This is a genomic window from Pseudarthrobacter sp. LT1, from assembly GCF_035621795.1.
Classification (GTDB): Bacteria; Actinomycetota; Actinomycetes; order Actinomycetales; family Micrococcaceae; genus Arthrobacter.
The window spans coordinates 3,688,040-3,711,312 of sequence record NZ_CP141830.1; the positions used below are offsets into that span (position 1 = coordinate 3,688,040).

Here is a 23,273-nt window from a genome sequence, read left to right on the forward strand (position 1 = left end):
CCGCCCCTGCGGTCCTTTGATGGAGGCATGAAGCCAGGGAGGGCAGATGCGGTGGGATGAAGAAGCCGCGGACCGCGGCAGGGTCAAGTTCGCCGCGTCCGCCGACGCCGTGGAGGGCTACGGCGGACGCGGGCTGAACGGCCGAGCCCTTCATCCTGTGGCCGGCTACACCTTCCCGGACCAGGACGGGGACCCGTGGTGGGTCATCTTCCAGCCCTGGCCCTCAGCCGGCCCGCATCCGCACCGGGTTCCCGGCGACATCCTGGCCTGCAACGATTCCTACGGGGACATGGTGCACGTTGTGGTGCTCGCCGCGGGCGTATGGGAGGACGACGCCGAGGCAGCCTTCAGCGCGAACGCCCCTTCCAGCCTGGCTGACGCCGCCCGGGTTGCGGCCGCGGTGGAGCCGATCAGCCCACGTGGACCCAGGGCCGCTGGGTGACGTCCGGAACGGCCTCGCGCAGCACCTCACGGGTCACCGGCGCGATCTCACCCTCGCCCAGGAACAGGAACCGGACCAGGTTGGTGATGGGGTTGCCCTCCGTCCAGCGGAAGTAGATGTGCGGCATCAGCCCGGTGACATCCCTGATGTGCAGCAGCACGGAGGCGATGGTGTTCGGTACCACCGGGCCGTGGACTTCCAGGATGTGGTACCCGTGCCGGTTCACGCCGCGGACGTGCAGCTCGGTCTCGAAATCCGAGGAGTCGTCCACGATGACCTCCAGGAACAGGGCGTCCCCTGCCAGCGGGAGGTGGCTGACCTCGATGGCCGACTCGAGTTTGTCCCGGTAGGCCTCCGCGGACATCCGCAGCGGCTCGTGGGCGATGATGGCGATGGGCCCGTCCAGGGCGCTGGACATGAACTCCAGGGCCTGCTGGTCCAGATGCACCCGGGTTGCGTGCAGCTCGAAGGAACGGCGGACCCGGGACAGCAGCGAGATGACGATGATGCCGAGGATGAAGATGGCGGCGATCCGGATGCCCTCAGGCCGTTCGAAGATGTTGGCCACCGTGGTGTACGCGAACACGACCGAAATGACGCCGAAGCCCACCGTAAGGTTCCGCTGCCTGCGCCGGCGCGCCGACAGCGTGACGGCCACCGCGGCGGAGGTCATCAGCACCAGGACGCCGGTGGCGTACGCGCCGCCCTGGGCGTCGACGTCGGCGTTGAAGATGAAGGTGATCAGGAAGCCGATCAGGGTGAAGACGAGGACCAGGGGCCGCACAGCCTTGGCCCAGGCCGGAGCCATGCCGTAGCGCGGGAGGTACCGCGGCACCAGGTTCAGCAGCCCTGCCATGGCCGAAGCGCCGGCGAACCAGAGGATGCCGATGGTGCTGATGTCATAGACGCTGCCGAAGCCCACACCGAGGTATTCGTGCGCCAGGAAGGCCAGGGCACGGCCGTTGGCCTGGCCGCCGGGCTGGAATTCCTGTTCCGGGATCAGGACCACGGTGATGAAGCTGGTGGTCAACAGGAAAACGCTCATGATCACAGCGGCGGTGGTGAGCATGCGCCGGGCACCCCGGATGCGGCCTGCAGGGTTCTCCTCCGTGTCATCCGCAGCGCCCCGCACCTGCGGCATCACGGCCACGCCGGTTTCGAAGCCTGAGAGGCCCAGGGCCAGCTTGGGGAACACCAGCAGCGCGATGGCCACGGCCATTACCGGGTTTCCGTGCGACACCCACAGGTTGGTCCACCAGTCCCCCATGGCGGCCGGGTGCGTAAGCACCTGCGCCAGGGTGGCGACCACCACCACGGCGTTCAGGCCCAGGTAGAGGACCACCAGGACGACGGCGACGCCGATGGCTTCCTTGAATCCCCGCAGGAACACCGCTGCCAGCAGGGCCAGGAGGAAGAGCGTGACGGGGACGTTCTGGTTCTGGAGCCAGCCCGGCGCCACCGGATTACCCAGCAGGTGCGCGGTGGCGTCGGCGGCCGAGAGGGTCATGGTGATCATGAAGTCAGTGGCGGCGAACCCCAGGAGGACCAGCACCAGGAGCTTGCCGCCCCACCGGGGCAGCAGCCGCTCGAGCATGGCGATGGAGCCTTCACCGCGGGGGCTTTCACCGGCGACCCTGCGGTAGACCGGCAGGGCGCCCAGCAGGGTCACGGCCACCAGCACCAGGGTGGCCAGCGGGGAGATGACCCCTGCGGCCAGCGCGGCGATGGCCGGCTGGTAGCCCAGGGTGGAAAAGTAGTCCACGCCCGTCAGGCACATGACCTGCCACCACGAATGCTTCTTCTCGTGCTGCGTCGGCACGCCGCCGGGCCCGGGGTGGGCGCCCTTGCTGTCCTGCAGCCCGAACAGCAGCCAGTCCTGGAGCGCCTTCCTGCCGTGGGCGTGGGGCGCGGACGGATCCGCCGGGGGCCTGCTCAACGTGGTCATGTCTGCCTTTCCGCGCTGCCCTTTGCATCGCGACCCTTGCGAAGCTAGCACCGGCCAAAAGGGCGGGAGCGCCGAAAAGGCATTTCTTAATGATTCCTTGACGCGTGATTTACGACGCAGTGCGGTCAGTAAGCTGGCGGCATGCCCACCTTCGCCGCACCGCTGCCTACCCTGGTGGCCATTGCCATCCTGGCGGCACTCACGGTGGGCATCCTCTGGGGCGCGCGGACGCCGTCGTACCTCTCCCCCGCCCTGGCCATCCTCCGCGGCGCGGCCCAACTGGCGGTCATCAGCCTGGTGCTGGGCGGCGTCATCACCAACCCGGTGTGGGTGGGGGCGGCCCTGCTGGTGATGTTCACGGTGGCGTCCGTGACGGCGACGCGGCGGCTCACGTGGTCCTGGCGCCGCCTTGCGCTGGTGGCGGCAACCATGGCCGCCGGGATCCTGGTGACGGTGGCCATCGTCTTCGGAACGGGCGCCATCGAGTTCTCCCCGCGGTACGCGCTGGCGGTGGGCGGGATCGTGATCGGCAACTCCATGACCATCGCCACCCTGGCCGGCCGCCGCTTCTTCGAGGCAGTGGTGGAGCAGTGGGACCAGGTGGAGGGCTGGCTGGCGCTGGGTGCCACGCCGCGGCAGGCCACCCTCCTCCAGGCCCGGCATGCGGTCCATTCGGCGTTGATCCCGTCCACGGACCAGACCAAGACGACCGGCCTGGTCACGCTGCCGGGAGCGTTCGTGGGCGCCATCTTCGGCGGCGCCTCACCCCTGGAGGCGGGCCGGTTCCAGGTGGTGGTGCTGGCCTCGATCATGGCTGCCGGGTCCATCACCGCGGTGGCGCTGGTACGTTCGCTGGGCAACGTGAAAGTACGGCCCGCGGCGCCCTAGCAGACGGGCGCCGCGGAACTGCTGCGTCAGCCCTGCTTGACCAGGGCCGCTTCCAGGCTGATCTTCACCTTGTCGCTGACCAGCAGGCCGCCGGCCTCCAGTGCCGCGTTCCAGGTGAGCCCGAATTCCTTGCGGCTGATCTCGGTCTCGGCGGAGAATCCGGCCCGCGTGGCGCCGAACGGGTCAACGGCAACGCCGGTGAACTCGACTTCCAGCTCGATGGGCCGGGTGACGCCCTTGATGGTGAGGTCCCCGGTCAGGGTGTATTCCTCGCCGTCCCCTTCGATGGAGGTGCCGCGGAAGGTCATCTCGGGGTACTTCCCGACGTCGAAGAAATCTTCACCGCGTACGTGGGCGTCGCGGTTGGCGTCGCCGGAGTTGAAGCTGGCGGTGGATACCGTGGCGTGCACCGAGGAGTCCGCCAGGGACTGGCCCACCCGTGCCTCGGCCTGGGCTTCGGTGAAGCGGCCCCGGACCTTGCTGATCCCGGCATGGCGGACGCTGAAGCCGATCTCGCTGTGGGACATGTCCAGGGTCCAGGTTCCAGGCGTAAGTTCCTTGGGAAGGGTCATGGCAGTTCTCCTTACTCGTAGGGCCGCAGGCTCAGCCGCCCGCTACAGGCGCAAGACTGCGGATGCCCCTAAATATTCCCCCTGAAACCCACAGGAAGGACAGGGCCGTATGAACCGGAAGGGAACTTCCGGCGTATACATAAGCGTGGCTCTACGATTACTGACCGCCCTGGCGCTGTTCATTGATGCCGGCGTCCATCTTTTCCTGGCCCCGGGCTACCAGGACGCGCAACCGGGCACTGTCAGCCAAGGCACCCTGTTCCTGCTCGAAGCCGCCGCGGCGCTGGTGGCCGGCGTCTATGTCCTGGTCCGCGGCAGCAGGGCTGCCTACGCTGTGGCCCTGGTGGTTGCCCTCAGCGCGTTCGCCGCCGTCGTGCTGTACAGGTACGTGGACATCCCGGCCATCGGACCGATCCCGGCCATGTACGACCCCGTCTGGTTTTTCTCGAAGACCCTCAGCGCTGTTGCCGAGGGAGCCGGCGCGGTGCTGGCCTTCGCCGGCCTGGTCCGTGGCGGCCGCAGGAGAACGTCCGACGACGGCGCCAGGCTTCGGGCCCGGCGCCGCCGCCCGTGACCATCACCCCCGCCGTTGTTAGCATGCAAGGGGAGGTGGCACATGGGCGCGGCTGAACGGGCAGTGCCGGATGCGTTCGGCGCCGTTTCCATTTATGTGCTGTCGGCCCTCTGGCTGACGTCTCTGTCCCCGTCCATGCCGGTCCTCCAGCTGGCCGGGCTGTGCGCGGGCGCCCTGGTGGCCGTGGCCGCCGCCGGCTCCGTCCTGCGCCGGATCCCCCGGTTCTCCACGCCGGCAGACCGGGTCACCCTGCTGCGGGCCATCCTCGTGGCCCTGTCCGCGGTGCTGGCCGTTCCGCAATTGTTCACCGGCCGCCACACGGACCTGCTCCTCCCCATCCTGGGCGGCGCCGCGTTCCTCCTGGACGGGCTGGACGGTGTGGTGGCGCGGCGCACCGGAACCTCGTCACCGGCCGGGGCGCGGTTCGATTCCGCCACCGACGCCGCCCTGGTGCTTGTACTGTCCGTCGCTGCCGCTCCCGTGGCCGGCCCCTGGACCCTGGGCATCGGGGCCATGTACTACGCGTTCGTGGCCGCGGGGCGCATCCGGCCGCACCTTCGCGTGGCGCTGCCGCCCAGAGCAGCCCGCAAAGCCATCGGCGCGTTCCAGCCGTTCGCGCTGCTGTTCGCACTCCTCCCCGGGGTCCCCGCGGCTGCCGCGGCGTCAGTCCCTTCACTGGCCCTGGCCCTGCTCGCGTTGTCCTTTACGCGCGATGTGGTCCAGCTGGAGCAGCTGCACCGCGCCGGGCTCCAGGAAGTTCCAGCCGCGGTTGCCTAGTTGGTTTGGGTACGCTGCCGCCCGGTCCCGTTACAGCAGCCCCGCAACGGCGAAGCCTCCGGCAGCAGCGGCCACGGCGGCCGCTGCGGTGCCCACGGCATTGAGGAGGGCCAGGCCAGTGCGGCCGGACTGGACCAGGCGGACGGTTTCGAAGCTCGCGGTGCTGAAGGTGGTGTAGCCGCCCAGGAATCCGGTGCCGGCAATGGCCTGCAGCTCCGGGGGCGCCGCATGCACAATCACGGCACCCGCCACCAGGCCCAGCAGGAACGATCCTGTGACGTTGATGGCGATGGTGCCTACCGGCAGGGCGCTCCTGATGTTGGCGCGCACCAGGCCGTCGACCACGAAGCGGGTGGCAGCTCCGAGGCCGCCGGCGAGTCCCAGCAGGATGATGGTCAGGGGGCTCACCGGGTTCCCTCCTTCTGGGGGCCGGCTGTGCCCGGCGGGGAGCTGGTCCGGGCATGCTGGGCTGCTGCCAGCCGGATGCCGGCCACGGTGGCCACGGCTCCGACCAGCACGGAGGCTGCCACGTAGATGAAGGCGTCGGCGCTGCGGCCGGCACTGAACAGGGTGGTGGTTTCCACGGCCAGGGTGCTGTAGGTGGTGAAGGCGCCCAGGAACCCGGTGCCCACCAGCAGCCGGACCAGCCGCAGCCGCCCCGCGTCAGGGCCCCGGCGGACCAGGGCCTCAAGCAGGGCACCCAGCAGGAACGCCCCCGCCAGGTTGATGACCAGGGTGGGGACCGGCCAGCCGCCCGGCGCGGGCAGGACGCTGCCCAGCCCATAACGGGCCAGGGCGCCGAAGGTGCCGCCCACGATGACCACCAGGACGAATCCCGGGTGCAGGTGGACCGGCCGGTGGAGGCGTGCCTCGCCCAGCGTCCCTTGGTCTGTGTCGCCGGCCGCCGTGGTCCTGGGGACGGGCTGCTCCATCAGTGGTCCGCTTTCGGCTGGTGCCTGGGGTGCGGGGCCAGCGGGACCACCAGGACGGGCCGGTGCTGGCGGTGGGTGAGATGGACTGCCACGGATCCCACGAGCAGTTCCTCCAGCCGCGCCCCGAGTCCGCGTTCCCGGGTGCCCACCACAATGACCGACGCGTCAGTGGTTTCCGCCAGCCGTCCCAGCGCCCTGGCAGGGTCCCCGGCCAGCGTCACGAAGGACCAGTCGATCCCGGTCCCGTCCAGGGCTTCGCGGAGATGGCCGGCGATGGAGGCGCTGATGCCTTCAATGTCGTCGTCAACCCCGTCGGGGTCGATGGGGCGGGCTTCCATCCTGCCGTCGGGCTCTTCAGCCAGGTAGGTGGTGACGTCCACGTAGGCGCAGACCAGCTTCACGCCCAGGCTGTATGCCAGCTCGGCGGCACGGTGGGCGACGGCCAAGGGCTGGCCCGGCACCACTCCCATGAGTACCGGCCCGCTGATTTTCCGCGGCGCATAGGGAACGCCGCCGGTGGAGGGGGCTGGTCTCTCGGGCTCAGTCATGTGCTCTCCTGTTCGGCGGGGCAGGAAGACTGAACCGGGTGCGGGCACGGGTCACCTGCCTTCGTGTCAAAGGCAGGAACCATCAGCCATGTGGCGGTTCGAAGACCGCGCACCTGCGCAGGCCTTCCGGCGGGATCCATCACCGTGAACAGAGACTACAGGTATTCCCGCAGCATCCGCCACCACGGCTGCGGCCCGGGCACCAGCCTAGGAGGCGAGGGCCGGGGGCAGCTCAGTCAGTGCCGCGACGACGATGTCAGGGGCCCGGAAATACGAGGGGTAGCGGGCGCCGGTCCTGTTGATCCAGGCGGTCCGCAGGCCGGCCCTGGCTGCCCCGTGGATGTCCCAGGGGTGCACGGCAACCAGCAGCATGCCGGACGGATCCGCTCCGGCCGAGGCGCCCGCATACAGGTACGCGGCCTTGGCCGGCTTCCAGGCAGGGGCATCCTCCACCGAGAGGAGCAGCTCGAATTTGTCCCGGATGCCGCCGGCTGCCAGCAGCCTGTCCGTATTGGCGGCCGCGCCGTTGGTCAGGGTGGCCAGCCGGTGCCCGGCAGCTGCCAAGGTGCGGACCCCGCCAGGGACATCCGCGTGAAGGGAAAGGTTCTGCATGGCTGCCATGACGCGTTCGACGGCGGTATCCAGGTTCCCGGAGACCCCTTCGGCTTCCAGCAGGGCGCGGAGGGCATCCTTGCCGATGGCGGCGAAGGCCTCGTTGTCACCGCTGGCGGTAAGGGCGAAGCCGTCCCGCAGGAGCGTGGCGAACCAAAGTTTTGCCAGCCCGCGGGGCGCGCCGATCTGCGCAAACACTTCGCCGAGCGGCGCCATGTCCGAGAGCGTTTCGTTGACGTCAAAGACGATGAGCAGTGGTTCTGCCATGGTCTCCCCTTCTCATTCCAGCCGGCCGGTCAGGCCCCGCCGGCGGCTGCAGGCACGGCCAGGCTAGTCAGCAGTAGACCACACGGGAACTGCGGGGACTACCCTTCCGTTTGGCCCAGGCTGGCGAGGGCCTTACGCAGGCGCGTGCCGGCGTCGTCCGCCACTTCCTTGACGGAAGGGGCGCTGCTGAGCTGAACCATGGTCTGCGGATCGATGGCTTCCACCGTGGTGGAGTCCGCGGCGCTGTTCCGGCGCACCACCACGTTGCAGGGCAACAAGGCACCCATTTCGGGTTCGGCAGCCAGGGCGCGGCTGGCAAGGGCGGGGTTGCAGGCACCCAGGATGACGTAATCCCCGACGGCGTCCGCGGCCTCGGCGCCAAGCTTGGCTTCGAAGGTGGACCGGACGTTGATTTCGGTCAGGATCCCGAATCCCTGCGCGGCGAGGGCTTCGCGGGTGCGCTCCAGCGCCTCCGCCCAGGGAAGGGAAACAGTGGTGGCCAGGGTGTAGGTCATGATGCTCCTTGAAGTTACCGGGCGGTGCGGGTGTAGGGGGTGCTGAGGCTCAGGGCGCGCTGCGGCCCGCCGGTCAGGCGAGGGAGAGGAAGAGCTTCTCCAGGTCCTTCCGGTCCATGGTTTCGTCCTTCTGAACGATGCACTGCTCAAGCCCGGTGGCGATGATGGCGAAGCCGGCACGGTCAAGGGCCTTGGACACGGCCGCCAGTTGGGTGACGACGTCCTTGCAGTCCCGGCCCTCCTCAAGCATCCGGGTCACAGCGGCGAGCTGGCCCTGCGCGCGCTTAAGGCGGTTGATCACGGGCGTGAGTTCGGTTGGGTTCAGTTCCATAAAGGGGTCTCCATCGATGGTGGGCTTGCCCTCAACTATATACCCCCACGGGTGTTTTGACTACCCCCTGGGGTATCTGTAATACTCGGTGGGGTATCCACCCGACCCCTTCCGAGAGGCCACCCATGGCATCCCCTTCCAAAGCAACAGCCGTTAGCGCACTCGCCCCTGAGGCCCTCCAGTCCTGGATCAAGGAACACCAGGATCTCGTGGTGATCGACGTGCGCTCTGCCGCTGAATTCGAAACCATGCACATCCGCGGCTCCTACAACGTGCCGCTTCCGCTGCTCTCCGAGCACACCGACGAGCTCGCCGCCCGCCTGGGCTCCCGCGTTGTCCTGGTCTGCCAGTCCGGCGTCCGCGCCGAACAAGCCCGCCAGCGCATGGCCACTGTTGGACTTGATACCGCCTACGTGCTCACCGGCGGGGTTCCCGGCTTCGCCGCCGCCGGCGGCGACGTGGTCAAGGGCAAGGACCGCTGGGACCTGGAACGCCAGGTCCGCCTGGCCGCAGGCTCCCTGGTGATGCTGGGCCTGGCCGGGGGCAAGTTCGTCTCCCCCAAGGTCCGCATGCTGGCCGGCGCCATCGGCACCGGGCTGACGTTCTCGGCCGCGACCAACACCTGCGCCATGGGCAAGGCCCTGTCTGCCATGCCGTGGAACAAGGCCGCCAAGGAGCCCACCCGCGAAAGCGCCATCCTGCAGCTTCCCGTGCAGCAGGCTGAAGAGGGCGCGGCAGCATGATCCCGGCCCTGGGTCTGGGGCTCGTCGTCGGCGTCGTACTGGGCGTAGTGGGCGGCGGCGGGTCCATCATCGCTGTTCCCGCCCTGGTGTACGGCGTGGGCATGAACCCCGCCCAGGCCATTCCCACCTCACTGCTGGTGGTGGGAATCTCATCGCTGGCAGCGCTGCTCCCCAGGTTGCGGGAAGGCCTGAACTGGCCCGTGATCGCCCTGGTGGGGGGTGCCGGCATCCCGGCAGCCTGGGCCGGTGCGGCCGTGGGCAAACTGTTGGACCCGAACATCCTGATGCTGGCCTTCGCCGTGATTATGGTGGCCGCGGGCATCCGGATGCTCAGCAAGCCCCGTGAAAGCGAGGGGTCCTGCAGCACCGGGCCGAACCGGGCATTCCGGTCCTGCGCCCCCAAGGCCGTGGGAGTGGGCCTGCTGGTCGGGTTCCTCACTGGCCTGCTGGGCGTGGGCGGCGGCTTCCTCATCACCCCCGCGCTGACCGTCTTCCTGGGCCTGCGCATGAAGCAGGCCGTGGGGACGTCCCTGGCCATCATCGTGGTCAACTCGGCTGCCGGGTCCAGCGCCCACGCCGCCGGCTACACCATCGACTGGGCCACCACCCTGGCGTTCGCCATCCCGGCGATCGTGGGATCGGTGGTTGCCGCCCGGTTTGCCCGGCGCCTGCACGACAAACACATCCGCATCTCGTTCGCGGTACTCATCTTCGCCGTCGCGGCGTGGGTCACCGCCGGCACGGTCACCGCCTGACCCATCCATAGAGGAGAACACCATGGGACTGATCGATTCCCTCAAGAAGGCTTTCAGCAAGCCCTACAAAACGATTTCCGTGGCCCAGGCAAAGGAACTCCTGGGTTCCGGGGCCATACTCATCGACGTCAGGTCGGCCCAGGAATGGCGGACCGGCCGGGCGGCGCAGGCCAAGCACGTTCCCCTGGACCGGCTGCAGGCCAGCACTGCAGGCATCCAGAAGACCCGTCCGGTGATCTCCGTCTGCGCCTCCGGCGTCCGCTCCGCCTCCGCAGCCCGGCTCCTCGCCGCCAAGGGGTACGACGCCTATTCGGTGCGGGGCGGCATGGCCGCCTGGCGCCAGGCCGGCGAACCCGTCCGCTAGCAACACCACCACCAGCTCCAGCCACAAACCACTTCGAAGGAGAACCACCATGGCTGAAATCACCATCACCGAAGCCGAACAGCGCCGCTCCACCGCCCGGATCCTCGACGTCCGCGAGGACTTCGAAGTCGCCGAGGGCATGATCCCCGGCGCCCTGCACATCCCCATGGGCCAGCTGCAGGCCCGCCTGGGCGAGCTTGACCCGGCCGTGCCCGTCATCGCCGTATGCCGCAGCGGCAACCGCAGCGCCGCCGTCGCCGATGCCCTCAACGGCGTTGGCTACAAAGCGGACACCATGGCCGGCGGCATGACCGCCTGGACCCGCGCCGGACTCCCCACCACCTAGGTCCTGCCCCCGCGGCACGGAACAACCACAAACTTCGCCCGAAAGGACACGACAGATCATGGCAACCATCGACATCACCCAGCAATCCTTCGCCCAGACCCTGGAGGACAACGGCATCGTCTTCGTTGACTTCTGGGCAGCCTGGTGCGGTCCCTGCCGCATGTTCGCCCCCACCTACGGCGCCGCCGCCGAACGCCACCCGGACATCACGTTCGCCAAGGTGGACACCGAAGCCGAACAGGCACTCGCCGCGGCCGCAAACATCACCTCCATCCCCACCCTGATGGCGTTCAAGGACAAGACCCTGGTCTTCTCCCAGCCTGGCGCCCTCAACGCCACGGGACTGGAGGAAGTCATCCAGGCCGTGAAGAACCTGGACATGGACAAGCTCCGCGCCGAGGCCGGACACCAGCACGCCTGACCCCACACCAGCCACAAACCGCGCAGCAACAGGCCTCCTCCACCTGCTGCAAAGGCTATTCCGCAGAGAAACGCATAGGCCGCAGTGCACTTGCGGGATACCCCCGGGGGTATCTATACTGGACTCAGAAAAACTTCCCAATCCCCTTTCAATGAAGGAGAGCACCAGATGCTTATCGAGCGCATTTACGACGAAGACCTCGCACAAGCCAGCTACGTCATCGGCTGCCAGGCCAAGGGCGAAGCGATCGTGGTGGACGGCCGCCGCGACATCGCCGTGTACCAGGAGCTCGCCGCCAGGAACGGCATGAAGATCGTGGCCGTCACCGAGACCCACATCCATGCCGACTACCTCTCCGGCACCCGCGATCTTGCCGCCGCCACCGGCGCCAAGATCTACGTTTCCGGCGAGGGCGGACCGGACTGGCAGTACCAGTTCGAGGGCGAGCGGCTCTACGACGGCGACACCATCACCCTGGGCAACATCAACATCAAGGCAGTCCACACTCCCGGGCACACCCCGGAGCACCTGTCCTTCCTGGTCACCGACGGCGCGTTCAGCGACAAGCCCGGCTACCTGCTCTCCGGTGACTTCGTGTTCTCCGGCGACCTGGGCCGGCCGGACCTGCTGGACGAGGCAGCCGGCGGCGTGGACACCCGTTTCGAGGGCGCCAAGCAGCTCTTCGCCAGCCTCCGCGACAAGTTCCTCACCCTGCCCGACTACGTCCAGGTCCACCCAGCCCACGGCGCCGGCAGCGCCTGCGGCAAGGCCCTGGGTGCCATCCCGTCCTCCACGGTGGGCTACGAACGCCTCTACGCCTGGTGGGGCCCTTACCTGGCCGCCAACGACGAGCAGGGCTTCATCGACGAACTCCTCGATGGCCAGCCCGACGCCCACGCCTACTTCGGCCGCATGAAGCGCGAGAACCGTGAAGGCCCGGCCGTCATGGGCGAGCGTGCCCCGCTGCAGGAGCTGGACACCGCCGTCGTGGCCCAGGGCCTGGCGGAGGACACCCTGACGTTCATCGACACCCGCTCCAACGGCGAAGTCCACCAGGGCACCGTGGTCCGGTCCCTGAACGTTCCGGCCGGCAAGTCCGTGGCCAGCTACGGCGCCTGGGTGGTCAACCCGGAAACGGACAAGAATCCGCTGGTGCTCCTGGCCAAGGACCAGGAGCAGGCCCAGGACATGTGGGACCACCTGGTCCGCGTGGGCATCGACAACGTGGCCGGCTACCTGACCGGCATCGAGGGGCTGCCCACCTTCACCCCCAAGCTGATCCAGCCTGAGGAACTCGACGGGTTCGACGCCGCCATGGTCCTGGACGTCCGCAACAAGACCGAGCACAAGGCCGGGCACGTCCCGGGTTCGTACCAGCTCAGCGGTGGCCGCGTCATGTGGCACCTGGACGAGCTGCCCATCGGTGGAACCATCGTGTCCTACTGCCAGTCCGGCGTTCGGAACTCCGTAGCCGCCAGCGCCCTGCGCCGTGCCGGGTACGACGTCGTCGAACTCGACGGCAGCTACGCCGCGTGGAACGCCTGGCGGAACAGCGTCCCCGCGGTCTAACCGGACCTGCCACCCCAAGACCGCCCGGGCAGGACCCCCCTCCTGCCCGGGCTACCGGCCCGGGCGTGCCCCCACACGCCCGGGCCATCTTTATGTCCCCCTATCCACGGTCAGGAACGGAGCCACCAATGCCGGGCAGAACACTTCCCCATGCCGCCGGTCCAGCCGGTCCCATGCTGGGCCTGCGGCAGAACCTGGCGCAGTTCATGCTGCTGGTTGCCGTCAATGCACTCGTGGGCGGCACCCTGGGCCAGGAACGCACCGTCCTGCCCCTGCTGGCCACCCGGGAATTCCACCTGGACCTGTACACCGGCGCGCTGACGTACATCCTGGCCTTTGGCCTGTCCAAGGCCGTGATGAATTACTTCGCCGGCACACTCTCAGACCGGTATGGCCGGAAACCGGTCCTCGTTGCAGGATGGCTGGCCGCGGTTCCGGTCCCGCTCATGCTCATCTTCGGCCCGTCCTGGGGTTGGATCGTCGCTGCCAACGTGCTGCTGGGCGTCAGCCAGGGCCTCACCTGGTCCACCGCCGTCATCATGAAAATGGACCTGGTGGGCTCCAGGCAGCGGGGGCTGGCCATGGGCTTCAACGAGGCCGCGGGCTATCTGGGCGTGGCCGTTACCGCGCTGGCCACCGGCTACCTGGCAACGTCCTTCGGACTCCGGCCCGCCCCTTTCCTGCTCGGAGCCGCCTACATCGCCCTCGGCCTGGGACTGACGGTCCTCGCCGTCCGGGAAACCCACCAGCACGCCAAAACGGAGGCCACCCAGCACGCCGCCGCCTCCAGCAGTGCACATGCCGGCCTCACCACCGGCCAGGTATTCACCCTCACCAGTTTCAAGGACCACTCCCTCTCGGCAGCCAGCCAGGCGGGCCTGGTCAACAACCTCAACGACGGCCTTGCCTGGGGCCTCTTTCCCGTCCTGTTCGCCGGCGCCGGGCTGAGCCTTGGCCAGATCGGCATCCTGGCCGCCGCCTACCCCGCGGCCTGGGGTGCTGCCCAGCTGGTCACCGGTGCCGCCTCCGACCGCTGGGGCCGCAAATGGTTCATCACGGCCGGCATGCTGGTCCAGGCCGTGGCGCTGGGCGTCACCGCCACCGCCCACAGCTTCGGGCCCTGGCTCGCCGCCGTCGTGCTGGGCCTCGGCACCGCCCTGGTTTACCCCACCCTGCTGGCCGCCATCGGCGACGTCGCTCACCCGGCCTGGCGGGCACGCTCCGTTGGCGTGTACCGGTTGTGGCGCGACGGCGGATTCGCCGTGGGTGCCCTCCTCTCCGGTGTCCTGGCCGACCTGTACGGCATCCCCGCCGCCGTTGCCGCCGTCGCGGTCCTCACCGCGGCTTCCGGTGCCGTAGTAGCGGTCCGGATGCGCGGCAACGACCACGCGGCGGGATAACGCACGTCAGCCGGCCGGGGCCACGAACTGCCGGATCTCCGCCGCCATCCGTGCGGACTGCGTCCAGTGCAGGTAGTGGCCGCCCTCAAGCGGCAGGACCCGGTGCCTCGTGACGTTCTTGAGAAGGTCCTCCGCGGCGGCGGCTTTCGTGGCTGCCCGGCCGTCCTTTTCGTCCGCGATGAACGCCAGGACGGGCAGGTCCGCGGGATAGGCCACTCCGCGGAGGGCTGCCGCGTTGTTGGCGATGCGGGCTGTTTCATCGGCCACCGCGGCATTGCCCACATTCCAGAGCATCATGGTGCGCATCCGCTTCAGGTCTTCGTCCGAATAGGCGTTGCCGTCCGGATCGAAGACGCCCGGAGCCACTGCGGCCACGTCCCGGATCAGCCCGGTGGCGGCCACCAGCCTCACCAGGTTGATGCCGGCCTGCGGTTCCTCCACCGGGTGGTCCCCCGGTTTGGGAATGGTTGCGTCGATGCCCACCACCGCTGAAACTTCCGGGCGGTACCGGTTGGCGTAGTCCAGCAGGTAGAACCCGGCGATGGAGTGGCCGGCCAGGATGTAGGGCTGCCGGACCTGGAGCTTTGACAGGACCTCGTGGAGTTCGTTGCTGATGTGCTCGTTGGTGCGGGCGCTGGCCTCCATGTCGCTGTAGCCATAGCCGAACCCCTCCACCACGATCACGTCGAAGTCGCTGAGTTCGCGGATCAGCGGGGCGAAGTCCAGGCCGGGTGCGGCGGTTCCCAGTCCGCTGAGCAGGATGATCGGCGGACCCTGGTTCGCGTTACCGTTCCGGACCACGTTCAGCGAGCCCCCTGTCACCGCGACCCGCTCTCCGTAAGCCGGGGTGGTGGCCTTCTCCTGCGCCTCCAGGGCCGCGTTGGCCACCGCCGAGGCCAGGACCAGCCCCAGGACAACCAGCGCCGCGATCCCCAGCCGGCGGAGCCAGCGCCGCTTCCGCCGCGGTGTCATCCGTGCCCGGCCACGTACGTGACCAGCCCGTCCACGGTGGCCACGGCCGGGTAGTCCGCCTCAGGGATGTCCACCCCCGTGGATTCCGCGATGACCTCCACCAGGCGGAGGAAGTCCAGCGAGTCCAGTTCCAGGTCCTGGCGCAGGCGGGCGCCGCCGTTTAGGTCGCCAGGCTCGACGTCGGGCGCTACTTTGCCCAGCGCTGCCTCCACTGCCTGGCGCGCGTCCTGTTCGTTCACGGCTCCTCCTCGCTCGTATTTTCTGCGGACCCGGGTTTCACAGTTCGCCGGGCTTTTGCAGCAGTTCGTCGATGCGGGCCAGGAAACGCCCGCCGCGCAGCCCGTCGCTCACCCGGTGGTCCGCGGACAGCGTGGCGATGGCCGCGTGCCGGATGCCAAGCATCCCGTTGTGCGCCCAGGGCTGCTCCAAAACCTTGCCGAAGCCCACCATGGCCACCTGTGGCGGGTAGATCACCCCGTACACGCTTTCGACGCCGAGATCGCCCAGATTGGTCACGGTGAGGGTGGGGTCGGCCATCTCCGCGCGCTGCAGCCGGCCCGCCCTGGCCCGGCCCACCAGGTCGCGCAGCTGGTCCATGAGCTCATCGAGCGTCAGGGTGTCGGCGTCGTGCAGGGCCGGGGCCACCAGGCCGCCGTGCCGCAATGCCACCGCCACGCCCAGATGCACCGCGGCGCTGGGCTGGAAGGCGCCCTTGGTGAAGAACCCGTTCATGTCCGGTACCTCCTTGGCCGCGAGCGCGGTGGCCTTCAGCAGCAGGGCGGATGGCACCAGCCGGGACGAGACCGGCCGCTGCTGGTTGGCGCCCTGCATCCACGCCATCGCCGCCGCCAGGTCCAGGGTGGTGGACAGGTAGTAGTGCGGGATCTCCTTCTTGGACCGGGACATCAGCGAGCCGATTGCCTGCCGCAGGGTTTCCGCCTTGCTGCCGGTGTCCTTCCTGCCGCGCCGTGGCGCTTCCTCCGCGGCTTTGTGCGGCGGTTCGGCAACTGGAGCTTCCGACGGCGGTGCTTCCGCCGGTTCCTCCGCCGCACGTTCGCCGGGTGCCCGCTCGCTGGGCGCTTCTTCCTTGGGCGCCCGTTCCCGGGGAGGCACTGCGGCGAGCACGTCTTCCTCCGTCACGGCACCGCCGGGACCGGTGCCCGCGATGGCCTGCAGGTCGACGCCCAGCTCCGCGGCCAGCCGGCGGGCCAGCGGCGAGGACCGCACCCGGTGGGCTGCGCTTTCCACCGGCACGTCCCTCTCCGCGGCCGGAGCAGCCCTGGCGGAGGTGCCGGACGCAGCGGCGGCCCGTTCGACGTCGGCCCGGGTCACTTCGCCGCCGGGACCGCTCCCGCTGATGCGTCCGACGTCGACCCCCAGGGTGTGCGCCAGGTGCCGCACCGGTGGCGGGGCCTTGGTGCCCGGCTCCGGCTCCGGTGGCGGGATTTTCGCCGGCGGCGGGATTTCGGCCGGGGTGGCGGTGATCCTGGCGATGGGGGTGCCCACGTCCACGGTGTCGCCAATGTCCACCAGGAACTCGGCCACCACGCCTTCCTGGAACGACTCGATGTCCATCACGGTCTTGTCCGTGTCCACGGCCGCCACGAGGTCGCCCTTGTGGACGTAGTCCCCGGGTTTGACCAGCCACTCCACCACCTTGCCGTGCTCCATGTCCGCGCCCAGGGACGGCATCCGGAACTCATCCACCGGCGCCCACGGCCCTTCGTGCGGCGGCCATGACCCGCTCCACCGACGGCAGCGCCGCCTGCTCCAGGTGCTTGGCGTAGGGGACGGGGACCTCCAGGCTGCACACCCGCTCCACGGGGGCGTCCAGGTCGAAGAAGGCCTGTTCACAGATCCGGGCCGCGATCTCGGCAGAGATGCTGCCGCTGCGCCAGCCCTCGTCCACCACCACGGCCCGGTGCGTCCTGGCCACGCTGTCCATGATGGTGCGGGCGTCCAGCGGCCGCAGGGTGCGCAGGTCGATGACGTCGGCGTCGATGCCCTCCCCGTCCAGCTGCTCCGCGGCCTCCAGCACCAGGGGCAGGGTGCCGCCGTAGGTGATGAGCGTAATGGCGTCCCCTTCGCGCAGGAGCGTTGCCTTGTCGATGTCCACGGCGCCGGCATCGTCGTCGAGCTCCCCCGCGACGTTGTACAGCGAGCCGTGCTCGAAGATCAGCACCGGGTCCGGGTCCTGCAGCGCGGTCCACAGCATCCCGCGGGCGTCCGCCAGCGTGGCCGGGGCCAGGATGCGCAGCCCCGGGATGTGCGCGTACCAGCCTTCCAGGCTGTGCGAGTGCTGCGCCCCCAGCTGGCGGCCGGCGCCGGTGGTCATCCGGATGACGATGGGCACGTTGAACTGGCCACCTGACATGTGCAGGAGCGTGGCGGCGTTGTTGATGATCTGGTCCAGCGCCAGCAGGCTGAAGTTGACGGTCATGATTTCGACGACGGGCCGCATCCCGCCCAGCGCCGCGCCGATCCCCGCGCCCACGAACCCGGACTCGGAGAGGGGCGTGTCGCGGATCCGGTCAGGCCCGAATTCCTCCAGCAGGCCCAGGCTCACGGCGAAGCTGCCGCCGTACCGGCCCACGTCCTCACCCATGAGGAACACCCGCTCGTCGCGCTTCATGGCATCGCGGAGGGCCGCGCGCATGGCTTCCCGGTACGTGGTTTTCATCCTGCAGCCCCGCCTTTCCCTGCTGTCGTGCCCCGTTCCTCCGGACCCCCGCCGCCGGCGCTGCCGTCGTCCGGCCGGTCGCTGTAGACGAACCGGCTGAGCTCGGACACCGGCTCCGGCGTCCCGTTTTCGGCAAACCCGACGGCGGTGCTGATCTCAGCGTCCACGTCCGCCTGCAGCGCGGCCCAGTCCTTCTCCGGCAGCTGGCCCGCCGCCTGCATGGCGGCCCGCAACAGGCTGATGGGGTCCCGTTCCATCCACCGGGTCACCTCGGATTTCTCCCGGTACAGCTCGGGATCGAACATGGAGTGGGCGCGGAACCGGTACGTGCGGAGCTCCAGGAAGTGCGGGCCGCCGCCGGACCGCACGGCGTCCACGGCGCGCCGGGCGGCCTCCTCAACGGCGAGCACGTCCATGCCGTCCACCGCCCACGCCGAGATCTCGTAGCCGGCCGCCTTGAGCGCGATGTCCGTCTGGGATTCGGAGCGGCCCAGCGCGGTGCCCATGGCGTAGAGGTTGTTTTCGCAGCAGAACAGCACCGGCAGCTGCCACAGCGCGGCCAGGTTCATGCTTTCGTGGAATTCGCCTTCGGCCACAGCGCCTTCGCCGAAGAAGCAGACGGTCACCCGTTGGCGCCCGGCCATCCGGTCCGCGAGGGCCAGCCCGACGGCGAGTGGCAGCCCGCCGGCCACGATGGCGTTTCCGCCGTAGAAGCGGGTGGCGGCGTCAAAGAGGTGCATGGAGCCGCCCCGGCCCCGGCAGCAGCCCTCCGCGTGGCCGTACATTTCGGCGAGGATGGCCCCGGCGGAGACGCCGCGCAGCAAGGCGTGCCCGTGTTCGCGGTAGGTGGCCACCACGGCGTCCTCCGGCTCCAGGGCTTCCATCACCCCTGCCGCCACGGCCTCCTCGCCGATGTAGACGTGCAGGAAGCCGCGGATCTTGGCGGCACTGTAGAGCTCGATGCATTTCTCCTCGAGCCTGCGCACCCGCAGCATTTGCCGCAGCAGGTGCACGGCGTGCTCCGCGTCCGGGATGCCCTGGCTCCTCAGCGTGGTCATGGCTGGTCCTTCAGCGGCACGGCAGGCCCTGCCGGGGACTCAAGCGTTGAGGTATCGCCTTCCGGCAGCCCCAGCTCGCGGGACTTCAGGAGCCGGCGCAGGATCTTGCCGCTGCGCGTCTTGGGCAGGGTGGTGGTGAAGTCCAGCAGCCTGGGGGCAACGGCGGCGCCCAGCCGTTTCCGCGCGAAGCCGATGATGTCCAGCTGGAGCTCCTCCGTGGGCTCGTTGCCGGGTTTGAGTTCCACGAAGGCCTTGACCACCTCGCCGGCCACAGGGTCCGGGACGCCGATCACGCCGGCCTCGGCCACGGCCGGGTGCTCCATGAGACAGCTTTCCACCTCAAAGGGGCCGATCAGGTGGCCGGATGACTTGATCACGTCGTCGCCGCGGCCCACGAACCAGAAGTAGCCGTCGCCGTCGCGCTTTGCCAGGTCGCCCGTGAGGTACCAGCCGCCGGCGAAACACCGCCGGTAGCGCTCCTCCTCATTGAGGTAGCCGCGGAACATGGACGGCCACCCGGGGCGCAGCGCCAGCTCGCCCATGGTGTCCGGCCCGGTGACCAGGACTGCCTGGCCGTCTTTGACGATGGGTTTGCCGTCGGCGTCGCGGGCCACCAGGGCCGCGTCGATGCCGGGCAGCGGCCGGCCCATGGAGCCGGGCCGGATGTCCATGGCCGGATAGTTGGCGATCATGATCCCGCCGGTTTCGGTCTGCCACCAGTTGTCGTGCACGGGCAGGCCCAGGACGTCCTGGCCCCACACCACGGCCTCCGGGTTCAGCGGCTCCCCCACGCTGGCGATGAAGCGCAGCGCGGACAGGTCATGGCCCGCAGCGCGCCCGGCGCCGGCCTTCATGAGCATCCGCAGCGCCGTGGGCGCGGTGTACCAGACGGTGACGTGCTGCTCCGCGAGGATCCGGTACCAGCGGTCGGCGTCCAGTTCCTCCTCGTCCACGATGGCGGTGACCCCGTGCACCAGCGGGGCGATGATGCCATAGGACGTGCCGGTCACCCAGCCCGGATCGGCGGTGCACCAGTAGATGTCGTCCGGGTGCAGGTCCAGCGCGAAGCGGCCGGTGGCGTAATGCGCGGCGACGGCGTCGTGGACATGGATGGCGCCCTTGGGCGTGCCGGTGGTGCCGCTGGTGAAGTGCAGCAGGGCCATGTCCTCGGGCTGGGTGTCAGCGATCTCCCCGATGGGGTCAACCTGGGCCAGGAGTGCGGCCAGGTCCAGGGTTTCCGGTTCGGGACTGCCGTCGGCGTCCACCAGCAGGACGTGGCGGAGGCCGGGCAGGGAGTCCCGGACCGGCGCCACCTTCCTGCGGTACAGCGCCCTGGTGGTCAGCAGTACCCGGCCGGCTCCGAGGTGCAGCCGCTGCCGCACCGGCTCGGGACCGAAGGCTGAGAAGAGCGGGCAGAAGACGCTGCCGTTCTTGAAGGTGCCCAGCACGGCGGTGTACAGCGCGGGGCTGCGGCCCAGGAGCGAAAAGACCCGTTCGCCGCGCCCCACCCCCAGGCTCTGCAGCACGGCCGCGAACCTGCCGGACCCGTCCGCAAGGCCGCCGTAGGTCAGGGAGCGGGTGCCGCCGTCGGCCATCACGAACCTCAGCGCCTCCTTGCCGCCGCGCCCTTCCGCCACGTGCCGGTCCACGGCCTCGTAGGCGATGTTCAGGCCCCGGCCTCCGGGCAGCCCGGCCAGCGCCTGCCGTGCCTGGTCCCAGCTGAAGTCCCGCCGGGCGGCATCGTAATCCAGCAGGTTGGGCTGGACCGGGAAGGCGCCCACGTCCTTGGTGATGGCAGGCCAGCGCGTGGAACCCCCAACTCCGGCGGTCATGGTGCTCCTCTGGTCCATCATGTTCCTTTGATTGGGGGCTAGAACCCCGTGGGCTCGGTCTCAAACTCGGGTTCGCCGGGCTGGTATTCATGGTGCAGCGGCCGCAGCGCCTCGGTCCGCGGATGCCAGAACAGGGCGTCGTAGCGGTCCCCCATCCGGGTGGGCACGTAGTTGCCCCTCTCCCGGTGCGGGTTGTACACCACCCCGATGGCCCGGTGTCCGCGCCAGGACTTGAGCCACGGGCCCGTCCGGTCCGCCCCGAACACCAGCACGGAGGGGTCCCCCAGCGCCTCGTTGAGGAGGTCCTCATGGCTGCCGTGCACCGCCGCCGGAACCTTCATGACCCATTCCGGGGAGCCCCATGATTCGGCCGCCGTGACGGACCCGGCGAAGGACGCGAACCCGGCCAGCACCACTTCGCCGGGATGGCGCTGGCGGACCAACTGCCCGATGTTGACCATCCCGTCGTGGGCCATGTCCGTGGCACGGGCATCGCCCACATGCGTGTTGTGGGCCCACACCAGCCCCTTGGAGCCGGGCCCGTGGTGGCGGGAGATGCGGTCGATGGTGTCGCTCATGTGGTGGTCACGGATGTTCCAGGACTGCTGGTCGCCGCGGACCATGGTCCGGTAGTAGCGTTCGGCGTTGGTGGCCACAATGGCGTTCTGCACGGCATCAAAAGCCGCCGGATCGTCCTGCATCCGGCCCAGCGCCTGCCGCCGGACGGCCGCGAGCAGGGCCACCACGTCCGCTTCGCAGGACTGCGGGACCAGGCGGCTGCTCAGCGCATACCGCTGCGGATCCTCGCGGAACGGGATGAAGCAGTGCCAGGCATGCAGTGCCGCCGGGAGGGCCTCACTGGCGTTGGCCTCCAGCCAGGCGAAGATTTCCCGCAGCGAGTCCCACAGTGAGTAGACGTCCAGGCCGTAGAAGCCCGTCCGCTGGTGCTCCGGAAGGCGCAGGTTCCATGCGCGCAGCCAGGTGAGGAATTCCGCCACCTCGTGGTTGGCCCACATCCACGTGGGCCACCGCTCAAAGCCGGCCAGCAGCCGGCGGGCGTCCATGTCCTGCCCGGCCTCGCCCCGGACCCAGCGGTTGATGCGCCAGCAGTCGGGCCAGTCGCCCTCCACGCCGATCCAGGTGAAGCCGTATTCCTCGATCAGGCGGCGGCTGAGCAGCGCCCGCCAATGGTAGTACTCCTGGGTGCCGTGGGATGCCTCGCCCAGGCACACGAAGCGGGCCGGTGCGGCGAGGCGGACCAGCGGTTCGAGGTCGTCGGCCGTGGCCAGGGGGTGGGCCAGGCTGCGGATCTGGGCGGCTTCCGCGGCACGTTCCGCCCCCCGTTCCTCCCAGCGGCCGGTGCCGGTGTTGCCGGCCGAAGTGTTCATTCCCTGGCCTCCGGCGCGTGCCGCCCCACCGGGGAGGGCAGGAGGTAGTGCCGGAACCAGTCCGCGGCAAGGGTGGCCGCCATGGCAAGGGTGCCGGGTTCCTCGAAGAGGTGCGTGGCTCCCGGGACGATCTCCAGCCGGGTGGGCGCCTGCATGCGCGCCATGGCCTGCCGGTTAAGGGCCAGCACCTGGGTGTCGGCACCACCAACAATCAGGAGGGTGGGGGCTTTTACGGCAGCGAGGCGGGGACCGGCCAGGTCCGGCCTGCCGCCGCGGGAGACGACGGCGGCAACCTGGGCGCCGGGTTCGGCCGCCGCCCACAGTGCAGCGGCCGCGCCGGTGCTGGCCCCGAAGTAGCCGATCCGCCCGGCGGAGCCATCGTGCCGCGCCTCCAGCCAGTGGGTGGCGGAGGAAAGGCGGCGGGCCAGCAGGCCGATATCGAACACGTTGGCCCGGTTGACCTCCTCCTCGGGCGTGAGCAGGTCAAGGAGCAGCGTGCCCAGGCCGGCACCGTGCAGCACCGAGGCGACGAAGCGGTTGCGGGGGCTGTGCCTGCTGCTGCCGCTGCCGTGGGCAAAGAGGACCGTGCCGTCGCACCGCGCCGGCAGGTAGAGGCTGCCGCGCAGGACCGCCTTTCCATCGGGAATTTCGACGTCGTCCTCCAGGCTGCCGTCTCCCCGGTACCCGTCGTTGTGGTGCGCCGGGGCGGCAGCGGCGTCCAGCAGCTGCACCACCTCGCTGTCCTCGGTGGGTGAGAAGTCCCGGTAGTAGTAGCCCACGGCCTGGAAGTCCTGGGGCGAAAGGAGGCAGACGACGTCGTCCGGTTCCTTGAGCTCCACAATGGCGCGGGCGGGGGCAACGGGAACGGCAAGGATGACCCTGGCAGCGCCGAGATGGCGGGCCACCTGGCAGGCCGCGCGGGCGGTGGATCCGGTGGCAATGCCGTCGTCGACAATGACCACCGTGCGCCCGGTCAGGTCGATCCGCCGGCGCCCCTGCCGGAACCTGGCCACCCTGCTTTCCAGCAAGGCGCGTTCCTGCCGCTCCACCTGCTGCAGGTCTTCCTGGGAGACCCGGGCCATCGAGATGGTGCGCGGGTCAAGGACGCGGACGTTGCCCTCCCCGATCGCCCCCATGGCCACCTCGGGCTGGAACGGAACCCCCAGTTTCCGCACCACGATCACGTCCAGCGGCGCTTCGAGGGCTTTGGCTACCTCGAACGCCACGGGGACGCCGCCCCGTGGCAGGCCCAGCACCACGACATCCTGGCCGCGCAGGCCGGCCAACCGCTTGCCCAGCCGCCGCCCGGCGTCGGACCTGTCATGAAACGAAGCCATCGCCG

At 69.4% G+C, this 23,273-nt stretch carries 27 protein-coding genes and 1 riboswitch; of the genes, 11 read left to right on the forward strand and 16 right to left on the reverse strand.

What is annotated here, in order from left to right; all coding sequences use genetic code 11:
- Nucleotides 1–46: 46 nt before the first annotated feature.
- Nucleotides 47–442, forward strand: a complete 396-nt coding sequence (locus VIK36_RS17330) for a hypothetical protein (protein WP_324642911.1) — start codon at nucleotides 47–49, stop codon at nucleotides 440–442.
- Here the strand turns inward: VIK36_RS17330 and VIK36_RS17335 are convergent.
- Nucleotides 411–2,387 carry an amino acid transporter gene (locus VIK36_RS17335; RefSeq protein ID WP_324642912.1) on the reverse strand — a complete coding sequence of 659 codons (1,977 nt, stop codon included), beginning with the start codon at nucleotides 2,385–2,387 and terminating at the stop codon, nucleotides 411–413. The two genes, VIK36_RS17330 and VIK36_RS17335, sit on opposite strands and share 32 nt — an antisense overlap.
- 141 nt (nucleotides 2,388–2,528) lie before the next feature.
- Between VIK36_RS17335 and VIK36_RS17340 the strand changes: the two genes are divergently transcribed.
- Nucleotides 2,529–3,275, forward strand: coding sequence for an ABC transporter permease (locus tag VIK36_RS17340; RefSeq protein ID WP_324642913.1), 747 nt, complete (start codon nucleotides 2,529–2,531; stop codon nucleotides 3,273–3,275).
- Between the two features lie 26 nt (nucleotides 3,276–3,301).
- Here the strand turns inward: VIK36_RS17340 and VIK36_RS17345 are convergent, their stop codons facing one another.
- Complete coding sequence (locus tag VIK36_RS17345) at nucleotides 3,302–3,847, reverse strand: YceI family protein (RefSeq protein ID WP_275179867.1); 546 nt, start codon at nucleotides 3,845–3,847, stop codon at nucleotides 3,302–3,304.
- A 145-nt stretch (nucleotides 3,848–3,992) separates the two neighbouring features.
- Here VIK36_RS17345 and VIK36_RS17350 point away from each other — a divergent pair, with 145 nt between their 5' ends.
- Both VIK36_RS17350 and VIK36_RS17355 read left to right on the forward strand, forming a co-directional pair.
- A complete protein-coding gene (locus VIK36_RS17350) occupies nucleotides 3,993–4,421 on the forward strand; it encodes a hypothetical protein (RefSeq protein ID WP_324642914.1) in 429 nt (142 codons plus the stop codon).
- Between the two features lie 42 nt (nucleotides 4,422–4,463).
- Nucleotides 4,464–5,198 carry a CDP-alcohol phosphatidyltransferase family protein gene (locus tag VIK36_RS17355; protein ID WP_324642915.1) on the forward strand — a complete coding sequence of 245 codons (735 nt, stop codon included), beginning with the start codon at nucleotides 4,464–4,466 and terminating at the stop codon, nucleotides 5,196–5,198.
- 30 nt (nucleotides 5,199–5,228) lie between these two features.
- Here the strand turns inward: VIK36_RS17355 and crcB are convergent, their stop codons facing one another.
- The 6 genes from crcB to VIK36_RS17385 form a co-directional block, all read right to left on the reverse strand.
- The gene (crcB, locus tag VIK36_RS17360) at nucleotides 5,229–5,606 is read right to left on the reverse strand and encodes a fluoride efflux transporter CrcB (RefSeq protein WP_324642917.1); all 378 of its coding nucleotides are present in this window, start codon (nucleotides 5,604–5,606) and stop codon (nucleotides 5,229–5,231) included.
- Entirely contained in the window at nucleotides 5,603–6,130 is a 528-nt protein-coding gene (locus VIK36_RS17365) for a CrcB family protein (RefSeq protein ID WP_324642919.1), read from the reverse strand. Before VIK36_RS17365 ends, crcB begins: the two co-directional genes overlap by 4 nt.
- Nucleotides 6,130–6,678 carry a universal stress protein gene (locus VIK36_RS17370; RefSeq protein ID WP_324642920.1) on the reverse strand — a complete coding sequence of 183 codons (549 nt, stop codon included), beginning with the start codon at nucleotides 6,676–6,678 and terminating at the stop codon, nucleotides 6,130–6,132. The genes VIK36_RS17365 and VIK36_RS17370 overlap by 1 nt, the downstream gene beginning before the upstream one ends.
- Before the next feature lie 66 nt (nucleotides 6,679–6,744).
- A riboswitch (Fluoride riboswitch) is annotated at nucleotides 6,745–6,831 on the reverse strand.
- A 54-nt stretch (nucleotides 6,832–6,885) separates the two neighbouring features.
- Entirely contained in the window at nucleotides 6,886–7,557 is a 672-nt protein-coding gene (locus tag VIK36_RS17375; RefSeq protein ID WP_324642921.1) for a haloacid dehalogenase type II, read from the reverse strand.
- A 98-nt stretch (nucleotides 7,558–7,655) separates the two neighbouring features.
- Nucleotides 7,656–8,072 (reverse strand): DUF302 domain-containing protein, encoded by a 417-nt coding sequence (locus tag VIK36_RS17380; RefSeq protein ID WP_255173112.1) that lies wholly within the window; start codon nucleotides 8,070–8,072, stop codon nucleotides 7,656–7,658.
- A 73-nt stretch (nucleotides 8,073–8,145) separates the two neighbouring features.
- Nucleotides 8,146–8,403 carry a metal-sensitive transcriptional regulator gene (locus VIK36_RS17385; protein WP_043452296.1) on the reverse strand — a complete coding sequence of 86 codons (258 nt, stop codon included), beginning with the start codon at nucleotides 8,401–8,403 and terminating at the stop codon, nucleotides 8,146–8,148.
- A 125-nt stretch (nucleotides 8,404–8,528) separates the two neighbouring features.
- Between VIK36_RS17385 and VIK36_RS17390 the strand changes: the two genes are divergently transcribed.
- From VIK36_RS17390 to VIK36_RS17420, 7 genes are all read left to right on the forward strand, one after another.
- The gene (locus tag VIK36_RS17390) at nucleotides 8,529–9,146 is read left to right on the forward strand and encodes a rhodanese-like domain-containing protein (RefSeq protein ID WP_324642923.1); all 618 of its coding nucleotides are present in this window, start codon (nucleotides 8,529–8,531) and stop codon (nucleotides 9,144–9,146) included.
- On the forward strand, nucleotides 9,143–9,901 hold the full coding sequence (locus tag VIK36_RS17395) for a sulfite exporter TauE/SafE family protein (protein WP_324642924.1): 759 nt from the start codon (nucleotides 9,143–9,145) through the stop codon (nucleotides 9,899–9,901). The genes VIK36_RS17390 and VIK36_RS17395 overlap by 4 nt, the downstream gene beginning before the upstream one ends.
- Before the next feature lie 22 nt (nucleotides 9,902–9,923).
- Nucleotides 9,924–10,265, forward strand: coding sequence for a rhodanese-like domain-containing protein (locus VIK36_RS17400; protein ID WP_255173115.1), 342 nt, complete (start codon nucleotides 9,924–9,926; stop codon nucleotides 10,263–10,265).
- 49 nt (nucleotides 10,266–10,314) lie between these two features.
- On the forward strand, nucleotides 10,315–10,611 hold the full coding sequence (locus VIK36_RS17405; RefSeq protein WP_142117518.1) for a rhodanese-like domain-containing protein: 297 nt from the start codon (nucleotides 10,315–10,317) through the stop codon (nucleotides 10,609–10,611).
- 58 nt (nucleotides 10,612–10,669) lie between these two features.
- The gene (gene trxA / locus VIK36_RS17410) at nucleotides 10,670–11,032 is read left to right on the forward strand and encodes a thioredoxin (protein ID WP_255173116.1); all 363 of its coding nucleotides are present in this window, start codon (nucleotides 10,670–10,672) and stop codon (nucleotides 11,030–11,032) included.
- Nucleotides 11,033–11,200: 168 nt separating this feature from the next.
- Nucleotides 11,201–12,601, forward strand: a complete 1,401-nt coding sequence (locus VIK36_RS17415; protein ID WP_324642926.1) for an MBL fold metallo-hydrolase — start codon at nucleotides 11,201–11,203, stop codon at nucleotides 12,599–12,601.
- 128 nt (nucleotides 12,602–12,729) lie between these two features.
- The gene (locus VIK36_RS17420; protein WP_324642927.1) at nucleotides 12,730–14,001 is read left to right on the forward strand and encodes an MFS transporter; all 1,272 of its coding nucleotides are present in this window, start codon (nucleotides 12,730–12,732) and stop codon (nucleotides 13,999–14,001) included.
- Nucleotides 14,002–14,007: 6 nt separating this feature from the next.
- Here VIK36_RS17420 and VIK36_RS17425 read toward each other — a convergent pair whose 3' ends face one another.
- Genes VIK36_RS17425 through VIK36_RS17460 form a run of 8 tightly spaced genes read right to left on the reverse strand, consistent with a single transcriptional unit; the run spans nucleotide 14,008 to nucleotide 23,268 of the window.
- The gene (locus VIK36_RS17425; protein WP_324642929.1) at nucleotides 14,008–14,973 is read right to left on the reverse strand and encodes an alpha/beta hydrolase; all 966 of its coding nucleotides are present in this window, start codon (nucleotides 14,971–14,973) and stop codon (nucleotides 14,008–14,010) included.
- Nucleotides 14,970–15,212, reverse strand: a complete 243-nt coding sequence (locus VIK36_RS17430; RefSeq protein ID WP_324642931.1) for an acyl carrier protein — start codon at nucleotides 15,210–15,212, stop codon at nucleotides 14,970–14,972. Before VIK36_RS17430 ends, VIK36_RS17425 begins: the two co-directional genes overlap by 4 nt.
- Before the next feature lie 37 nt (nucleotides 15,213–15,249).
- A complete protein-coding gene (locus VIK36_RS17435; protein WP_324642932.1) occupies nucleotides 15,250–16,680 on the reverse strand; it encodes a dihydrolipoamide acetyltransferase family protein in 1,431 nt (476 codons plus the stop codon).
- On the reverse strand, nucleotides 16,673–17,653 hold the full coding sequence (locus tag VIK36_RS17440) for an alpha-ketoacid dehydrogenase subunit beta (RefSeq protein ID WP_324642933.1): 981 nt from the start codon (nucleotides 17,651–17,653) through the stop codon (nucleotides 16,673–16,675). Before VIK36_RS17440 ends, VIK36_RS17435 begins: the two co-directional genes overlap by 8 nt.
- Nucleotides 17,650–18,711: a pyruvate dehydrogenase (acetyl-transferring) E1 component subunit alpha gene (gene pdhA, locus VIK36_RS17445; RefSeq protein WP_324642935.1), complete on the reverse strand. Its 1,062-nt coding sequence runs from the start codon at nucleotides 18,709–18,711 to the stop codon at nucleotides 17,650–17,652. Before pdhA ends, VIK36_RS17440 begins: the two co-directional genes overlap by 4 nt.
- Nucleotides 18,708–20,543, reverse strand: a complete 1,836-nt coding sequence (gene acsA / locus VIK36_RS17450; RefSeq protein WP_324642937.1) for an acetate--CoA ligase — start codon at nucleotides 20,541–20,543, stop codon at nucleotides 18,708–18,710. The genes pdhA and acsA overlap by 4 nt, the downstream gene beginning before the upstream one ends.
- A 38-nt stretch (nucleotides 20,544–20,581) precedes the next feature.
- Nucleotides 20,582–21,931, reverse strand: coding sequence for an erythromycin esterase family protein (locus VIK36_RS17455; protein ID WP_324642939.1), 1,350 nt, complete (start codon nucleotides 21,929–21,931; stop codon nucleotides 20,582–20,584).
- The gene (locus VIK36_RS17460; RefSeq protein WP_255173127.1) at nucleotides 21,928–23,268 is read right to left on the reverse strand and encodes a phosphoribosyltransferase family protein; all 1,341 of its coding nucleotides are present in this window, start codon (nucleotides 23,266–23,268) and stop codon (nucleotides 21,928–21,930) included. Before VIK36_RS17460 ends, VIK36_RS17455 begins: the two co-directional genes overlap by 4 nt.
- Between the last annotated feature and the right edge of the window lie 5 nt (nucleotides 23,269–23,273).